Origin of the sequence: Nitrosomonas sp. (genome assembly GCF_040240425.1) — a bacterium.
In the GTDB taxonomy this organism is placed as follows: Bacteria; Pseudomonadota; Gammaproteobacteria; order Burkholderiales; family Nitrosomonadaceae; genus Nitrosomonas.
Map to the genome: position 1 here is coordinate 77370 of NZ_QPHG01000005.1, position 15996 is coordinate 93365.

The 15996-nt window shown below is 52.3% G+C and carries 18 protein-coding genes; 6 read left to right on the plus strand and 12 right to left on the minus strand.

Going from position 1 to position 15996, the window contains the following annotated elements:
- Window position 1 precedes the first annotated feature (1 nt).
- Both DU481_RS02930 and DU481_RS02935 read right to left on the minus strand, forming a co-directional pair.
- Window positions 2-403, minus strand: coding sequence for an ExbD/TolR family protein (locus DU481_RS02930; protein ID WP_350132352.1), 402 nt, complete (start codon window positions 401-403; stop codon window positions 2-4).
- Window positions 390-1037 (minus strand): MotA/TolQ/ExbB proton channel family protein, encoded by a 648-nt coding sequence (locus tag DU481_RS02935; protein ID WP_107803602.1) that lies wholly within the window; start codon window positions 1035-1037, stop codon window positions 390-392. Before DU481_RS02935 ends, DU481_RS02930 begins: the two co-directional genes overlap by 14 nt.
- 321 nt (window positions 1038-1358) lie before the next feature.
- On the opposite strand from DU481_RS02935, the gene DU481_RS02940 reads away from it, so the two are divergent.
- Together DU481_RS02940 and DU481_RS02945 are read left to right on the plus strand one after the other, a co-directional pair.
- Window positions 1359-1742 carry a surface-adhesin E family protein gene (locus tag DU481_RS02940; RefSeq protein WP_350132355.1) on the plus strand — a complete coding sequence of 128 codons (384 nt, stop codon included), beginning with the start codon at window positions 1359-1361 and terminating at the stop codon, window positions 1740-1742.
- Between the two features lie 8 nt (window positions 1743-1750).
- Complete coding sequence (locus DU481_RS02945) at window positions 1751-2104, plus strand: DUF488 domain-containing protein (RefSeq protein WP_350132358.1); 354 nt, start codon at window positions 1751-1753, stop codon at window positions 2102-2104.
- A 32-nt stretch (window positions 2105-2136) separates the two neighbouring features.
- On the opposite strand, the gene DU481_RS02950 is transcribed toward DU481_RS02945, so the two are convergent.
- The 10 genes from DU481_RS02950 to DU481_RS02995 all read right to left on the minus strand — a co-directional run bounded on the left by DU481_RS02950 (window position 2137) and on the right by DU481_RS02995 (window position 11498).
- Window positions 2137-2676 carry a YaeQ family protein gene (locus DU481_RS02950; protein WP_350132361.1) on the minus strand — a complete coding sequence of 180 codons (540 nt, stop codon included), beginning with the start codon at window positions 2674-2676 and terminating at the stop codon, window positions 2137-2139.
- Between the two features lie 28 nt (window positions 2677-2704).
- Window positions 2705-3352 carry a DUF2959 domain-containing protein gene (locus DU481_RS02955; RefSeq protein WP_350132363.1) on the minus strand — a complete coding sequence of 216 codons (648 nt, stop codon included), beginning with the start codon at window positions 3350-3352 and terminating at the stop codon, window positions 2705-2707.
- 50 nt (window positions 3353-3402) lie between these two features.
- Complete coding sequence (locus tag DU481_RS02960; protein ID WP_350132366.1) at window positions 3403-4377, minus strand: hypothetical protein; 975 nt, start codon at window positions 4375-4377, stop codon at window positions 3403-3405.
- A 15-nt stretch (window positions 4378-4392) separates the two neighbouring features.
- Window positions 4393-5397 carry a diacylglycerol kinase family protein gene (locus tag DU481_RS02965; RefSeq protein WP_350132368.1) on the minus strand — a complete coding sequence of 335 codons (1005 nt, stop codon included), beginning with the start codon at window positions 5395-5397 and terminating at the stop codon, window positions 4393-4395.
- 25 nt (window positions 5398-5422) lie between these two features.
- Window positions 5423-6655, minus strand: coding sequence for a CDP-alcohol phosphatidyltransferase family protein (locus DU481_RS02970; RefSeq protein ID WP_350132371.1), 1233 nt, complete (start codon window positions 6653-6655; stop codon window positions 5423-5425).
- Window positions 6656-6756: 101 nt separating this feature from the next.
- Window positions 6757-7821, minus strand: a complete 1065-nt coding sequence (gene lptG, locus DU481_RS02975; RefSeq protein WP_350132374.1) for an LPS export ABC transporter permease LptG — start codon at window positions 7819-7821, stop codon at window positions 6757-6759.
- Window positions 7818-8900, minus strand: a complete 1083-nt coding sequence (lptF, locus tag DU481_RS02980) for an LPS export ABC transporter permease LptF (RefSeq protein WP_350132377.1) — start codon at window positions 8898-8900, stop codon at window positions 7818-7820. Before lptF ends, lptG begins: the two co-directional genes overlap by 4 nt.
- Window positions 8901-8966: 66 nt before the next feature.
- Window positions 8967-9806: a nucleotidyltransferase family protein gene (locus DU481_RS02985; protein ID WP_350132380.1), complete on the minus strand. Its 840-nt coding sequence runs from the start codon at window positions 9804-9806 to the stop codon at window positions 8967-8969.
- The gene (locus DU481_RS02990; RefSeq protein ID WP_350132383.1) at window positions 9803-10954 is read right to left on the minus strand and encodes an N-acetyltransferase; all 1152 of its coding nucleotides are present in this window, start codon (window positions 10952-10954) and stop codon (window positions 9803-9805) included. The genes DU481_RS02985 and DU481_RS02990 overlap by 4 nt, the downstream gene beginning before the upstream one ends.
- 94 nt (window positions 10955-11048) lie before the next feature.
- The gene (locus tag DU481_RS02995; protein WP_350132386.1) at window positions 11049-11498 is read right to left on the minus strand and encodes a hypothetical protein; all 450 of its coding nucleotides are present in this window, start codon (window positions 11496-11498) and stop codon (window positions 11049-11051) included.
- A 464-nt stretch (window positions 11499-11962) separates the two neighbouring features.
- On the opposite strand from DU481_RS02995, the gene DU481_RS03000 reads away from it, so the two are divergent.
- The 4 genes from DU481_RS03000 (at window position 11963) to folE2 (ending at window position 15877) form a co-directional block, all read left to right on the plus strand.
- Window positions 11963-12217 (plus strand): exodeoxyribonuclease VII small subunit, encoded by a 255-nt coding sequence (locus DU481_RS03000; protein ID WP_350132389.1) that lies wholly within the window; start codon window positions 11963-11965, stop codon window positions 12215-12217.
- Entirely contained in the window at window positions 12207-13100 is an 894-nt protein-coding gene (locus DU481_RS03005; RefSeq protein WP_350132392.1) for a polyprenyl synthetase family protein, read from the plus strand. Before DU481_RS03000 ends, DU481_RS03005 begins: the two co-directional genes overlap by 11 nt.
- 35 nt (window positions 13101-13135) lie before the next feature.
- Window positions 13136-14980: a 1-deoxy-D-xylulose-5-phosphate synthase gene (gene dxs, locus DU481_RS03010; RefSeq protein ID WP_350132395.1), complete on the plus strand. Its 1845-nt coding sequence runs from the start codon at window positions 13136-13138 to the stop codon at window positions 14978-14980.
- Between the two features lie 72 nt (window positions 14981-15052).
- Entirely contained in the window at window positions 15053-15877 is an 825-nt protein-coding gene (gene folE2, locus DU481_RS03015; RefSeq protein ID WP_350132398.1) for a GTP cyclohydrolase FolE2, read from the plus strand.
- Window positions 15878-15996: the final 119 nt, after the last annotated feature.

The following is a 15996-nucleotide window of genomic DNA, read 5'->3' on the forward strand; positions in this document are numbered from 1 at the left end:
GTTATTTATGTTTCACTGCAATCAGAAAATGCTGGGCACCGGCGGCGCGGGCGCGCAGCATGGCTTGCACGACCATGCCCTGCGGCGCATCGTTATCCGCCGATACGATCAATTTTTGTTTGGAGTCCGCCAGTAACGGTTTGAGCGTGTTGGCCAGTGTTTCCAGTGTGACGGCTGTCTGATTGATATAGATTTTGCTGTCCTTGGTTAGTGTCAATGTAACCGGTTTTTCCGCGCTGAGCTTTTCCGCTTGCCCTTCGGGCAGATCCACCTGCAATGAATCGAGATTTTGCATCGATAACGAAGCCAGCATGAATGTCGCCAGCAAGAAAAACATCACGTCGATCATCGGGATGATCTCGATCCTGCCTTTCGGAACCGTGCGCGATTTACGGAGCTTCATCGCTAGTGCCCTGTTGATCCAGACGGATGTTATCGATCAGCCGCGTACCCAGGCGTTCCATTTCATCCATCGTCAGCGATTGCAAGCGGGAAAAATAATTGAAACCAAACAACGCCACCAGCGCAATCGCCAGACCGACCACGGTCGCAATCAGCGCTTCCGCAACGCCGCCGGTAACCGCCGTGGGATTCACCACGCCTTCGCTGCCGATCACCTGGAAGGCGCGCATCATACCCACCACGGTACCGACCAATCCCAGCAGCGGCGCGGCGGTGACGATGGTTTCCAGCGCCCAGAGGCGGCGCGCCAGCGCTTCCTCGATGATCTGCGCTTCATCGGCGGCGCGCGATTCCGTCCACCAAGCCGGTTGATGCCGGTTGGAAATCACCACTTCGAAGAAACGCTTGTAATAGTGACGGCTATCCAGCCCGGAAAGAATTTTTTCCAGATCGTTCCATTTGAAGCCGTACGTTTCCACCAGGTTTAGCAAATCGCTGGAAAGACGCGCATAGCGCCAATAGATAAATGCTTTCTCAAACATGATCGCCAGCGCGACAATCGCCAGCAAAGCCAGCGGTACGATAATGATCCCGCCAAGCTTCAACATGACCCAGGCTTGATTCAATTCTTCCATTATATTTAACTCCAGATTAATGCTATTCATAACGCGGTAGACTTCCAGTACCCGGCGGATTTAATGCACGCAAGAAATTCTTGCAGTCAGTCAAACGATGCAAAATGTCCGCACAAAATAAATTTTCATTGCTGCCATGACGAGGCTGACTGGATGCTAAGAATAGTTGAAAACACCCACAGTGGAAACTATTTAGTGGCAAAATGACCGGCATTTATTGCTTTCTGCAACAAAGAAGAAACCCCGGTTGGAGTGACCTGCGGCGTGGGGATTCTGGGGGAAAGAAAATTAAATTGCACCAACCAATTATAGCGATTAATCATGAAAAAATGTGTACTGGTACTTGTTTTACTGCTGACTATGCTACCCGCGCAAGCCCAATGGACTGGCGTGGATATTGCCGGGAAACCCGGTGAAACGCATTACTTCGATCCGGACACCGTGCGGAAGGACGGCCAATTCAGAAAAGTCTGGGTGCTATCCAGCTACGAAGAAAAACAAAAGGGCGGGCATCATGCGGTAAAAACCCTGTACGAATTCGATTGCACGCGGAACAAAGCACGCTCGATCACGATGCTGATGTACCCGGATAAAGAAGCTACTGGCAAAGTGATCGGCGCACATCACGAGGAATCGATCGATTGGTTCGGTTTCTCGGCGAGCTCGATTTTCCGGAAGATTGAAGAGACGGTTTGTGCGAACTGAACAAGCCAATGGTAATTCTGCTGAAACGTGCATACGAACCACCCGGGCCGGATGACGGATTCCGGATTTTGGTGGATCGGCTATGGCCACGCGGGGTTTCCAAGGATGCAGCGCGGATTGATTGGTGGTTCAAGGAGATAGCGCCCAGTACACCGCTGCGTAAGTGGTTTGGTCATGATCCGTTGAAATGGGATGAATTCAGGGAGCGTTACTGTCAGGAATTGGATCAAAATCCGGCAGCGGTCGGACAACTCGTCGATCATCTGCGCCGTGGTCCGGTTACACTGGTTTACGGTGCGAAGGATACGGAACATAGCCATGCGCTGGTGCTCAAGGCGTATCTCGAGACCTTACCGCATTAGACTAAGTGTTCTTCACATACAGTTTGGCCGGATCAACCGGCCGTTTGTAACACCGTCCAGTTCACCTCACACTCCCCTGCTTCCGCCGCCACATAAGCCGATTGTTCGCTAATGGTGACGGAGATGTCCATCGTTCGTTGTACCAACTTGGCCAAGGCCTGAATGTCCGGCGATTGAAACTGGAAAATGGTTGCGGTCAGTTCGTTGAATTTTGCTTGTTCCTGCATCCACCAGATGTTCGATTTGGAATTGAAGCTATACACTTTGACGGTTTGCGCGATCCGGGTGGCTTTTTTGATGCGCTCGGGAGCGGGTTCGCCGACGTCGATCCATAACGCAATCCGGCCGTCCGGGGTGTGCACCCAGAGGTCGGGTTCTTCGGCGCTGCTGAGTCCTTTGGTGAACGTTAGCGATTCCTGCGCATTGAGGCAGAACGCGAGCATGCGCGCCATCATCCGTTCCAGCGTTTCGGACGGATGCTGGGCGATGGTCAGGTTGAGCGTATCGTAATACTGGCGGTTGAGGTCGGTCAGCGCGATTTTGAATTTATAAATGGTCGGTTTTAGCGCCATGAATCAATCCTATAGCGCAGGACCGGCATCATTTGTTCTCCATCGTGCTGATGAACGCATTGGCCTCGTTAATCGATTTCTCCATGGAGGAAACCAGCGCCGACACGTCGGATTTGATGTTGCCCAATTCGCCCTTGAGCGAAGCGATGGCGCGCGCATTCAGATTGTGTTTGAGGTACATGACTTGGTCGTGAAACACGGTGAGAATCGGTTCAATCTTGGCTTCCGCCTGTTTCATCGCGGCGATCAGCTGACGGTAATGCACCTGGGTGGCGTCGAGTTTTTTCTGGCTGTTTTGCCGCAGCGATGCATTGCTGTACTGTGTGATTTCCTGCTTCCACTCGGTGAATAGCGCTTCCGAGACACTTTCGATGTCGGCGATGCGGCTTTTGACTTCTTCCGCCTTGCCGGCGCTGGCTTCATACGCGTCGTTCAGTTTTTTGTAGGTGGCTTCCAGATCGCCGCCTTGGAAATTCGTCGCGGCGGTGAATTGTTCCAGGGCGGATTTGAATTGTTCCTTGGTTTCTTGTTGCGTGTCGCGCGCTTTCTCAACGCGATAGACCATCACGTCGCGTTTGGGAATGCCGACCTTTTCCAGGCCTTCGAGATACATCGTGGTGCAAGCCGTCAGCATCAACAATACCGATAGGCTAAGTAAACGAATGACATGATTCATGCGTGTCTCCAATGAAAGTGAATGTTAATCAACAATGGTAATGATGTTCATCAGCGTAATACGCCGCGCCGCAATAATTGCCGGGCTACTTTCAAGCCCCACAAGATAGGGTGGCGGCGCAGCATTGGTGTGACTTCCACGCGCACACCGGTATGCCGCTCGATTTTCCAAGCGGCGTAGTCGACGCTATTGCTGAAGGTCAGCGTAGCTTTGGCCAAGCGCAGAATCGACAGGACTCTACCCTGCCAGCGGCGCAGCCGCCAGCGCAACAACGCTTGCCGTTGACTGGCCGGACGGGTCAGGCAGCGATATTGCCCGTTTCCCTGTTTTTCCAGGATTTCTGTCAATAGCGGACTAGCGGCGTCTGTCAGGCGGGTAAACGCATCCCGGTTGGCTTGTGCCAGATGACGCGCGCGCGATTGGTTTTCGGCGCGCAATTCAGCGGCGTAGGTGAGGATCAGGCAACGGGTCCAGATTTCTTCGACATCCAAAGTGTCGGCTTCAAGCGCGGGTACGCCGGATTTTAAAAAGGTAATGACGGAATGCGCCAATGCGGCATAAATACGTTGCCGTACCGTGTCGTCGCGCGCATATAGCAGCCGTGACGGTTGCGCAAAACGCGCCCAGATATAGGAATGAAACCAGAACTGCGCGCCGCGCGCAAAATCGGCGGTGGAAATGACGGCGTATTTGGCGCGCAACGTTTTTTCCTGATGCGGTACTTCCAGATAAAACACATTTGGCGCCAGCCAGGCATTAAGGGTGGCCAAATAGCGCTCGGGGTACGCTTTGTGATAGCTGTCGACGACGACATACAGGTCGACGATGCCTTCTTCCAGGCTTACGGCGGAGTGCAAGCAGGAGCCATACAGAATCACGGCATCCAGCGATTCGCCAAAGCGCATGATGAGCGCATCCACCAAAGGGACGAAATCGGCGGAAACAGCCTTTTTGCTTTCCGCCGCGACTTCATCGATCAATTCGGCAGGCAGTTGCGCAATGGCTTCGAGTAAGGGGTTAGTCATGGCAATATCCTATAGCTATAGCACGAGAAATGTCACGGGATCGGTGGCGGTGATGGTGATTGGCGTTTGTGGATTGGCCGACCGGTACAATTCACCGTCGACAATATATTCGTCGTCCATGTGCACAGTTAAGGAACCAGTATTGTGGCTGTAGTAGCCGTCTTTTTCCTGTAGCACCGCGCCGCCACCCGACAATATCGGCCATACCGAGCGCCACAGACGCTTATGTTGCTGATCGACCAATGTCACATGCAACGGTGCCGGTTCTGTCCCCCAGTACGGGCGGATGTTCAATAACAGGCAATCCAACGCGCTGACCAATGCAAACAGATAAGTGCCCTGGTGAATTCGTCCGCTGGCTTCCGTCAGGGTCATGTTAACCGGCGCCCATTCGCTTTGCTGGCGGCCCAGAATCATGTTGGCGAGCATGCCGATCAGCGAGCGCAACATGATCATCGCGGTGAAAATGCCGCCGGTAATGCCGATTTGCTTCACCGGGCTGCGTGAGAATTTTACGCCGCGCGCGACCAGTCCGACGGCGAAGAACATACCGTAAATCGGATTCATGCCAGCCTGTTCGATACGTAACACCGAGCGTTGCACTAGTTTCGGAGCGGAGGGTTTGCGCAAATAGGCATGCAAGCGCCGGATGATTTGTTCGGGCTTGCCGCGCACGCCCAGGTCCAGCGGCGTCATGTTCGTGGTACCGCCCGGTATGATCGTGATGAGCGGCCAGTCAGCGGGGGCGCGTGCTGCGAATAAATGGCCGAAGATTGCATGCGTGGTGCCGTCACCGGCGGCGATCACCAGTAAGTCGATATCCGCTTGGAGCAATTGATCAACCGCACTTTTGAAAGTGATCTCATCATTGGCTTCGCACACCAGCATGCCGGGTATGTCGTCCAACGCTTGCCGGATCGCCGTTTTGCGCTTACGTATCTGACCGCCCATGGGGTTGAGCAAACAACCGGTTTTGGCTGTTCCGCTTCTCAGACGGTCAATCCGTGCTTGCAACGTCATCAGGTATTGTTATGAAATGTGGTGCTTACGAAAGCGGAAACGGTTTTCTAAGATCGATCGGGGCTCGCGTGAAAATTTTCACCGCCCATTGTTCGCGATCACGCGCCGGATCGATATCCTGCAACCAGGATCGCAACGATCCTTCCTTCTGCTTGGTTTTCCAGCCATCCGCCAAGCGCCAGAGCAGAATTCCCGTTGAGATCACGTGCCACAGCACCACCAGCAGCAATCCGGTGTCCGGGTGGCCATTGAGCCATCCGCACGTGAGCAGCAATAAATTCGGATTGCGCCGGGCTGTGATCAGCCGGTTAAAAGAATCCATTTTGCGCCAGATGAACATATCAAAGTGCGCCAGCCAGTACTGGAATGCGCCTTCGCACAAACGCCCGCCGATATACCCCAGGAACATCAAGAACATCAGGATACTTAATCCGGTCAGCGGTGTTGCCGTGCCTTCCAAGCCCAACCCCCAGGCCAGGTACCACAGCGGCGGATGGATGATATCCAAGCCGTGATCCATGACATCGCCGAAGCGGCTTGACGTGACCGTGACGCGCGCCAGTTTTCCGTCCACTGTGTCGAGAAAAGTCATGAACCAGCCCATCAATAATCCGATGCCGAAGAATCCGGCCCAGAAGGCAAGTCCCGCCAGCACGGCGAATACAACGCTGAGATACGTGACGTGATTGGGTTGCCAACCTTGGCGCACGCAATAATGCGTGACCCAGAATGCCGGAACCGGCCAGACCCATTTGGTGACCAGATCGGTGACGCCTTTGTACGATCCGGAAAACAGTTCTTGTTCCAGTAACGGGCGGTTGGCTTCGCTGACCGGCAAAATGTACGGCGGATCTTTCTTTTTCAGATTCTGCTGGTAATCGATTTGCAGATCTTTTAATCCAACGCGCGGGATCGTCAGCAGCGCGAATTTATAGTTCTGGTCCTTGTTGTTATTGAGATTGCGCAACAGTTGCGGTGCATAATTGCCGTCGGTGCGGATCGCTGCGGGGCAGCCTTCATCGCTATACAAAGCGATTTTCTTGTCCATGCCGAGCAATGCGCCGAGCACCCGGGCATCGAATAGAAAATTGGAATTCAGGAATAGGGTGGTAGCGGTAACGGGAATTTTTTCAACGTCATCGGTCAGTATGATGTCCTTATGCGTTTGCAACATGCGCCGCAAACGCTCGCGTCCGGTCAATCCCCAGATGGTTATTTCATTTTCACCGAAAAAATAGATATAAGTTGCAGTCGACATGTGTGATGGAGAATTAGGATTATTCAAGTGCAACACGTTACGCCAAACTATGCGATTTTAGATGTTTTGCGGGAACAATAACAGCAGTTAATACACTACTGTTAAGAAGTCCGGCGTAACCAGAGAGCGGCCAGGGCGATCAGCATCAATCCGGGCGCCAGTGCGACCAGCGCCGGGTTTAAGCGCAGGATCAGACCGGCATTGGCAATAATTTGATCGAGCAAGTAAACCGCAAGACCGATCAGCGCGGCGAGAATGAGCTTATTGCTCAGCCCGGAGCGGATCGACCCGAATACCAGCGGAACCGATAGCAACAGCATGGCGACCGTCATTATTGCGCCGCCCGCTTTGCGCCACAGCGCCAGGGCGTAGGAGTCGGCTTCCTGGCCGGTGCTGCGGAGAAATTCCACATGCCGTACCAATTCCAGCGGTGACAAGCTTTCCGGCGGCTTGGTCAATGTTGCAATATCCTCCGGATTGACGAAGGAAGGCCAGCGGATCGAGCTGGCATGACTTACCGAGATCCGTCCGTCGTCATGGAATGTTCTGATTACCGCATTGCTGAGTTCCCATACCTGATCTTCCACAATGTCGGCATATTCAGCAGTGGTATGCGTGAGCAGGAGATCTGCCGCGCTCAGATGCAGGATTTCGATATCGGCCGCGCGCTTGTTGTGCACGATCATGCCGATGCGCAGAATGTTATGCTCATTGCGCGTCCAGATTCCCAGGTTCTTGCCTAATTCCGCGCTTTGTTCCAGCGCGATGGCGCGATTGGTGATTGCTTTTTGTTGCAGTTGCGGCGCGACAAATTGTTCCAAGATGGCGACAATCAGCAGTAGCGCAATACCAACGCTCAACGGCGCGAAGCTGATTTGCAACGGAGAAACGCCGGCGATCCGCATCGCGATCAATTCCGAATTGACCGCCAGTTTTCCCAACGCAACCACCGTGCCGAGAGAAGCAATAAAAGGTGCGATCTGAATAAATCGGCGCGGTAATATCATGGCTGTGTAGAGGAATGCGTCCTTGGCGCGGTAAGTTCCTCTACCCACGTCATCCAGTTGATCCAATAAGTCAAAGAAACTGAATAATGGCAGCAGGATGGCGGTGGACATCACGAAGCCGATCAGCACCTGGTATGCAATGTAGCGATAAATAATCATTGCGTGCGTGCGAAGAGACGTTTTTTGTTTGATAACAATGCGTATATACCGAGTCCTGTCAGCATCAGCAGATCCAGCCACCAGACGCCCGGTATGCTGCCGACCACGCCTTGTTCAACCCAGCTTCTGGCCAATCCGCTCAGATTGTAATAAGCGGCGAAAACCAGTGCGGCGGCGAGGTAGGTTCGCTCGGTTTTATCCTGGCGCGGCGAGATACGGATAAATGTCACCGCGATCAAAGCCATCAGAATCGCCGAGAGTGGACGGGAAAGGCGCCATTGCAGTTCCGCGATGTCACGCGGCTGATCCGATTCCCATAAGGTCCGGGTAGTGGCTGCTTTGCGCCGATAATTCAGCACATAGTCGTTGTCGATGAAATAAGTCATCTTCTCGAACTGTATGACATCGTCGATACTGGCTGTTTTACTCAACTCGTACACCACACCGTCGGATAACAGAATGTGCGGTCTTTCTTCCTTGGTTGCCGGTTGAATCTGACGGGCCTGCTTGGCAATGACAATTTCGCTGCCTTCTTTTTTCTTGATGTAGTGAAAAATATTCTGCATTTCCTTGTCGGCGTCGTTTTTGCTGCGCACATACACAACCCGGCCGGTTTTTTCACTGCCATAGAAACGCCCGGCTTGGAAACGATTGGTGTTGAGTTCCGCCTCCGCCTGTGCATCGAGTATATAGCTCTCAGCATAGGCCCAAGGGCGCACATACGATGACAGCATGCCGCTGATGAGGCCAACCGGTATCGCTACCGTTAATACAGTGAGCACAATGCGCGTGCCGCTGATTCCCATCGTGCGGATGATGTTGAGTTCCTGATCTCTGCTGAGCCTGCCGAGACCGATGATGACCGAAATATAGAGTGCGATGGGGATTAATACTTCCAGTGCGATCAGCGTTTTTAAGAAGACCAGCTTGAGCAGTGCGGAGACACCCAAGGTTTCCGTTACGGCGCCTGCCAATAGCCGGGCGCTGATGAAACTGGCGAACAGACCGACCAAAATGAGGATAACTACCGTGAAAGGCAGTGATATTTCGCGCGCGATATACCGTTCAATTAATTTCATACATCGGTTTGATCAGTTATTTACTGATAAAAAGGCGAACATCATCGGGTATACCGTGAAGATTGCTCAAGATGGATCAGTGCTGCATTCGGAACTGGTTTTCCTGCTGAGGATCGTTTCCGCCAGCATTAAATCTTCAACCTTGTCGACATCGATACCGGCGCGGGGATCGTCAAGCATAACCAGCTGAATGTTGACTCCGGATTTTTCCGATACCGCGGCTAAAGCCTGTTGCGATGTGAGCAGTCCAAAGACATACAACAATACCGCTTTGAATCCCAATACCTGTCCGATCAACCGCCACGGGCGTTTACGCAAATCTTCGGCTTGCTGCCAGAACCCCACCAGTGCGCGCCCTTGCGGGTTGAATGCATACAGATTGCAACCGCGGAATCCGCCGTCGCGCAAACGGATAATGGTGCGCTTGCAACCGGGGAATGCATCGGCGATGGACTGCCCGCTGACAGCGCCTACCGCGGCATCACACTGCATGGTCAGGGTATTCTGTAAAAAACTGCGCACAATGCCGGGTGTGAGTAAGGCATGATCGGCCGTGGTCAATAATACTGGTGTATCGAGCGGTATGTGGTTGAGGCCGCGATCTGCGCTACGGCTGGGAGAATCCAAATTCGGTAGCCAGATTACTTGTCCGGAAGCGATGCGCTGCTTTAATTCCGGGCAGCGATCGTGCAGCGATTCGGGAGGCCCGCACAAGATGACCGTGGAGATCAGATCGCAAGCCTTCAATGTATCCAAAACGCGAATAATCATCGGTACGCCGTCCACTGGTGCGAAAGCCTTGCAGGCCGCGCCGGTATGCTGCGTAATGGGGTCTTTGCTGGTGCGGTCAGCAGCCAGAACCACCGCGGCGAATTGCTGCGTTGCCGGACGGGATTCAGCGCTCATAGTGTTTTTCCATAAATACGGTAGCGTTTGTATTGTTCGCTGCCAATGCGGTCGAGGATGCCGCGCATCGCCATGTTATCTTCCAATATCCAGGACATCTCAACTTCCTTAACACCCCGCTTCATGCCGACTTGACGGGGCGCATCGATGACCAGGCAAGCCAGCGCCAAACCGATCGGTGTATTGTGATATTTTTTTCGCACCCCCATCAGTGGAATGCGTCCAGTGTGGATCTGGTGGTTGCGGACTTTATTGATTAGTTTCAGCCAGCCGAATGGAAACAGGCTGCCGTTGAGTTCGATCAACACTTCGTTGAGGTTGGGCAGTGCGACCATGAATGCCGCCGGTTCTCCGTTGACTTCGGCGATTTGAATATAGTCATCCGGCAATAACAGACGCAAGCTGCTGCCGAGTTCGGCGAATTCTTCCTGCGTGAACGGGATAAACCCCCAGTTTTTCGACCAGGCATCGTTAAAGATGTCGCGCAGCGTCTCCATCTCCTGATCGAATCGATCGCGTTGCAATGTGCGCAATTTAATTTGCGGCGAGAACCGGTTAATCACGGTTTGCATGACGCGCGGTATTTCAAAATCGACTTTGACTTTGTAAGCCAATAAATCCTTTTGCGGAAGATATCCTTGTGCTGCGAGTAAGCGGCTATACCAGCGCGGCGAATGCGGCATCATGACCACCGGCGGCGTATCGAATCCATCAACCAGGATGCCGCATTCCTGGTTGATCGACAGGTTAAACGGGCCGCTGACCCGGCGGATTTCCCGTGAAGCGAGCCAGGCTTCCGCGTGCAGCAGCAGTGCAGCGAATACTTCCGCATCGTCGATGCATTCCAGCAGGCCGAAGTGACCGCTGTCGGCGCCGTAACGTTCCTGATGCAAAGCATCGATTTGCGCGCTGATGCGCCCAACCGGCTGGCCGTTTTGAAAGGCGACCCAGGCTTGCCATTCGCCATGCTTGAAATAGGGATTGAAGCGGGAAAAATGAAAACGCCGTTCCAGCCGGAGCGGCGGCACCCACATCGGATCGTTCGCGTAAACATGCCAAGGCACTTCGATAAACTTGCCCATGTCACGATAAGACATGACCGGACGCACCGTTACTCTGGGATTGGCCGGCTTATCGTGTGGAGTCATGGCAGGTGAACGATGTCGTTTTAATGATAGTGCCGTGAAAAAGAATTATAAATTTATGCCGATTTGCTGCTCTAACCGGCAACGCCGGAAATTCCTACTTTTCAGTATGTTTCAGTAAATTTGATATCAGTTGGTGAAAAGTGGCCTTGGGATCTGGCTCGTTGGCAGTATTTTGCTCAGCTGCGGCAATCTTTTCATCGGTAAGCGTGCGGCAGAAGTCGCGGAAATTGTTCCAATCCGTGTTGTATTTCAGTAAATGATCCTGCCGGATGAAAACGCGCAGCACTTCAAAATTTTGATACATTTCCGGCAACCGGGATGTCAGATAATGATTGATGTTAGGTGGCCAGCGTTTGTGCTGCGGGTACATATCGGCCAATTCAATTTCGATGGTATAGCGGAAATTTTCGATGGCCATAGCGCGGCGCTTGCGGTTAACGATATCCACCATGATGGCGACTACCCCTAGTAGGCCAAATAAGACAAAGGGCCATAGCGGCACGGTTTCAAAATATAAGGCGATTTGATCAAGGCTTTCGTTCACGATATTCTCAATTAATGTGCGTTAGAAAAAATAGAATAGGTTCTTATACTGCGAACCGCTACCAAGAATATTGCTGAAATAAGCGGGTGTGGCGATCAAAATGGGCAAGCAGTCATTTTTATTTCATCACATATGCTTACCGGTTTCGATAATGCCATCCAAGGCCCGTATCTTGCCATAGTAATATGCATGTATCAATATGATCGCCGCGCGCGACTGACCTGACATTGCAAACAAGTCATCGGGAAACAGCGATCAGTTTTCCTGAGATAACTGCAATCACGGGTAACCGGTGATTTGAGCGGCTTCTTGAGTCCTGGTTCCCGACTTCAAGAAGGTATGATGATCGTCATTTCTAAATTTGCATTGACCTGATACTGCTAATTGCGTTATTTTTGTCTGTTTTTTTGTAATAAAACTACTTATTATTCTTCATATGAGTTTCTTGCTGGCTTGGACGTCTTATGACCAAATCATCTAAACAGGCTACGCCACAGCAACCGGAGAGCTTTGAAGCGGCGTCGGCTGAATTGGAGAAAATCGTGACGGCCATGGAAGCGGGGCAAATGTCACTGGAAGCTTCTCTGGCAGCCTATCAGCGGGGAGCGGAGTTGTTGCAATATTGTCAAAATAAACTGCAAGGCGCGCAACAGCAGGTGCGCGTGCTGGAAGCCGGTATGTTAAAAAACTTCACTAGATCCGATAGCGATGAGCGTTGATTTTCAGAATTGGGCAAGCGGTTGTCAGGCACGGATTGAAACGTTTCTGGATGCGAGACTGCCCGCAAGCGATTGTGTTCCGGTGCGATTGCATAAAGCCATGCGTTACTCCGTGCTGGGTGGCGGCAAACGAGTCCGCCCGCTGTTGTCATTTGCGGCAGGTGAACTTGCAGCAGCGGATGTAGAGCGCGTAACGGTCGCGGCAGCGGCGGTGGAATTGATTCATGCCTATTCGTTGGTGCATGACGACCTGCCGTGTATGGACGATGATGTGTTGCGGCGCGGTAAACCGACCTGTCATATTGAATTTGACGAAGCAACCGCGCTGTTGACGGGCGATAGTTTGCAAACGTTGGCTTTTGAACTGTTGGCGGAAAAGCGTTTGGCGGATACACCACAAGCGCAACTGGAAATGATTACGCAATTAGCACTGGCTTCGGGTTCGCGCGGCATGGCGGGCGGACAGGCGTTTGATTTGGATAGTGTCGGCAAAATGCTAAGCCTGCCGGAGCTGGAATTCATGCATATCCATAAAACCGGCGCGTTAATTCGCGCGGCGGTGATGCTGGGCGCGCGTTGCAGCAGCCGTTTGGGTGATGAACAACTAAGCAAGCTGGATCATTTTGCCAAGTGTGTCGGCTTGGCGTTCCAGGTAGTCGACGACTTGCTGGATGCCGAGGCGACGACCGCCACATTGGGCAAAACCGCCGGTAAGGACGCGGAAAACAATAAACCGACTTATGTCAGCATTCTGGGTATCAGTCAGGCGCGTGAGCTGGCGGAAAAATTGCAGCACGACGCCGATCAAGCGCTGGATGGTTTTGGTGAAGCGTCGGCAAGATTGCGTCAGGTAACCGATTTTATAATTAAACGTAAATTCTAAGTTTTTCTTCTTTCTTTTTTATTTTCAGGTCTTGAATGTATCCACTGTTAGATACCATTAACTCGCCATCCCAGTTACGCGAACTGGAGCAGAAGAAATTGCCGCAGTTTGCCAAGGAGCTCCGTGACTTTCTTGTCGAATCGGTAGCAAAAACCGGCGGGCATTTGTCCTCCAATCTGGGTACGGTTGAATTAACCGTTGCGTTGCACTATGTCTTTAATACGCCGCACGATCAGCTGGTTTGGGATGTGGGGCATCAGACTTACGCACACAAGATTCTGACGGGGCGGCGCGATGGGATGAGCAAGCTGCGCATGCACGGCGGGATTGCTGGGTTTCCGCGTCGTGACGAGAGTGAATTCGATGCCTTCGGTACCGCGCATTCCAGCACTTCGATCAGCGCCGCGCTGGGCATGGCGGTTGCCGCGCGTTTGAATCATACCGGACGGCGCGCGATCGCGATCATCGGCGATGGCGCCATGAGCGCCGGGATGGCATTTGAAGCATTGAACAATGCCGGTGTGATGGACGCGAATTTGCTGGTTATCCTGAATGACAACGATATGTCGATATCGCGGCCGGTCGGTGCATTGAACAATTATCTGGCCAAGCTGATGTCCGGACGTTTCTATGCCACGGCACGGCGCGCCGGAGAAAAGGTATTAGGGGTAGTACCGCCGGTGCTGGAGCTGGCCAAACGCGCCGAAGAGCATGTCAAAGGCATGGTGACGCCGGGTACTTTATTCGAAGAATTCGGATTTAATTATATCGGCCCGATCGACGGTCACGATCTGGATGTCTTGATTACCACGCTGAACAACATCAAACAACTGGACGGCCCGCAATTTCTGCACGTGGTGACTCGCAAAGGCGCCGGTTACAAAGTAGCCGAAGAAGATCCGATTCTGTACCACGGCGTTGGAAAATTCGATCCGAAAAAAGGCATTGTTGCTAAGTCGGCTGGAAAACCGGCCTATACGCAGATATTCGGTGATTGGTTGTGCGATATGGCAGCGCAGGATTCCCGCTTGATCGGTGTTACTCCGGCGATGCGCGAAGGCTCGGGATTGGTGCGTTTTTCAGAGGAATATCCCGAACGTTATTTTGATGTTGGTATCGCCGAGCAACACGCCGTCACCTTTGCTGCGGGTGCGGCATGCGACGGCTTAAAACCGGTAGTGGCGATTTATTCGACTTTTTTGCAGCGCGCTTATGATCAGCTGATTCATGATGTCGCCATCCAGAATCTGCCGGTGGTATTTGCCATTGACCGGGCTGGTCTGGTGGGCGCGGATGGGCCAACGCATGCGGGCAGCTTTGATTTGTCTTATCTGCGTTGTATTCCGAATATGACCGTCATGGCGCCGGCGGATGAAAATGAGTGTCGGCAGATGCTGTATACTGCTTTTAAACTGGATACGCCATCGGCGGTGCGTTACCCGCGGGGAACCGGGCCGGGTGTGAAGATTCAAAAGGACATGCAGGCGTTGCCCATAGGCCGGGGGGAAATCCGCCGCCAAGGGGAAAAGATTGCGTTACTGGCGTTTGGCAGCATGCTGACACCGTGTTTGAATGCAGCGGAAGAGTTGAATGCGACAGTCGTTAATATGCGTTTTATCAAGCCCTTGGATGATGATTTGGTGGCATCTTTGGCAGCCAGTCACGATGTGCTGGTGACTGTGGAAGAGAATACGGTTTTGGGCGGCGCTGGAAGTGCTGTAACAGAATCGCTCAACAGTCAGCGGATCAATGTCAAGGTGCTGCAACTGGGTTTGCCGGATGTTTTTATCGACCAAGGCGATCATGCGCAAATGCTGGCGGATTGCGGGTTGGATAAAGACGGTATTATTAAATCAGTGCGAGCAATTTTGCCTGCGTAACGTTTCTGGGATCGGCTGAATATTTGATTCGATGTTGCCAGGAATAAATTCCTCATCGCACAGGAGAGAGACATGAATAAACAGATAGATTTGCCGATTGCCGATGTGCAAAGCTCGCCCGATACCCGGCGCATTGCGATCGACCGGGTAGGGATTAAAGCCATACGTCATCCCGTGGTTGTGGCGGATAAAAGTGATGGCGTGCAACATACCATCGCGGTTTTTAACATGTACGTGAATTTGCCGCATAACTTCAAAGGCACGCACATGTCCCGCTTTGTCGAGATCCTCAACAGCCATGAACGGGAGATTTCCGTTGAATCGTTCCAGACCATCTTGCGGGAAATGATTCAGAAACTGGAAACGGACTCGGGTCATATCGAAATGTCCTTTCCGTATTTCATCAATAAATCCGCTCCGGTTTCTCAGGTCAAAAGTTTGTTGGATTACGAAGTGACCTTTATTGGTGAGATTAAAGATGGTGAATACCTGTTCACTATGAAAGTCATCATTCCGGTCACCAGCCTTTGTCCGTGCTCGAAGAAAATATCCGATTACGGCGCGCATAATCAGCGCTCACATGTGACGATTTCCGTGCGCACCAACAGTTTTGTGTGGATTGAGGATGTTATCCGGATTGCCGAGACGAATGCGTCGTGCGAACTCTATGGCTTGCTGAAACGGCCGGACGAAAAATACGTGACCGAGAAAGCGTACGACAATCCCAAATTTGTCGAAGACATCGTCAGGGATATCGCCGAAGTGTTGAATCGCGATGAACGAATCGATGCCTATGTGGTTGAGTCGGAGAATTTTGAATCGATTCATAATCATTCAGCGTATGCGCTAATTAAAAATGATAAAGCCCGGTCTTCTTCGGGGATATCGCTGGAATAAATCGCCGCTTTGAAGCTCTTTGCGGCTAGCACAGAGCTGGAATGCACCTGTAACAAACGGAAGCGCCGCAGTTATCCATGATTTCAGCAGCATAAGAAGTGTTGCCGTAGCGTTTGACC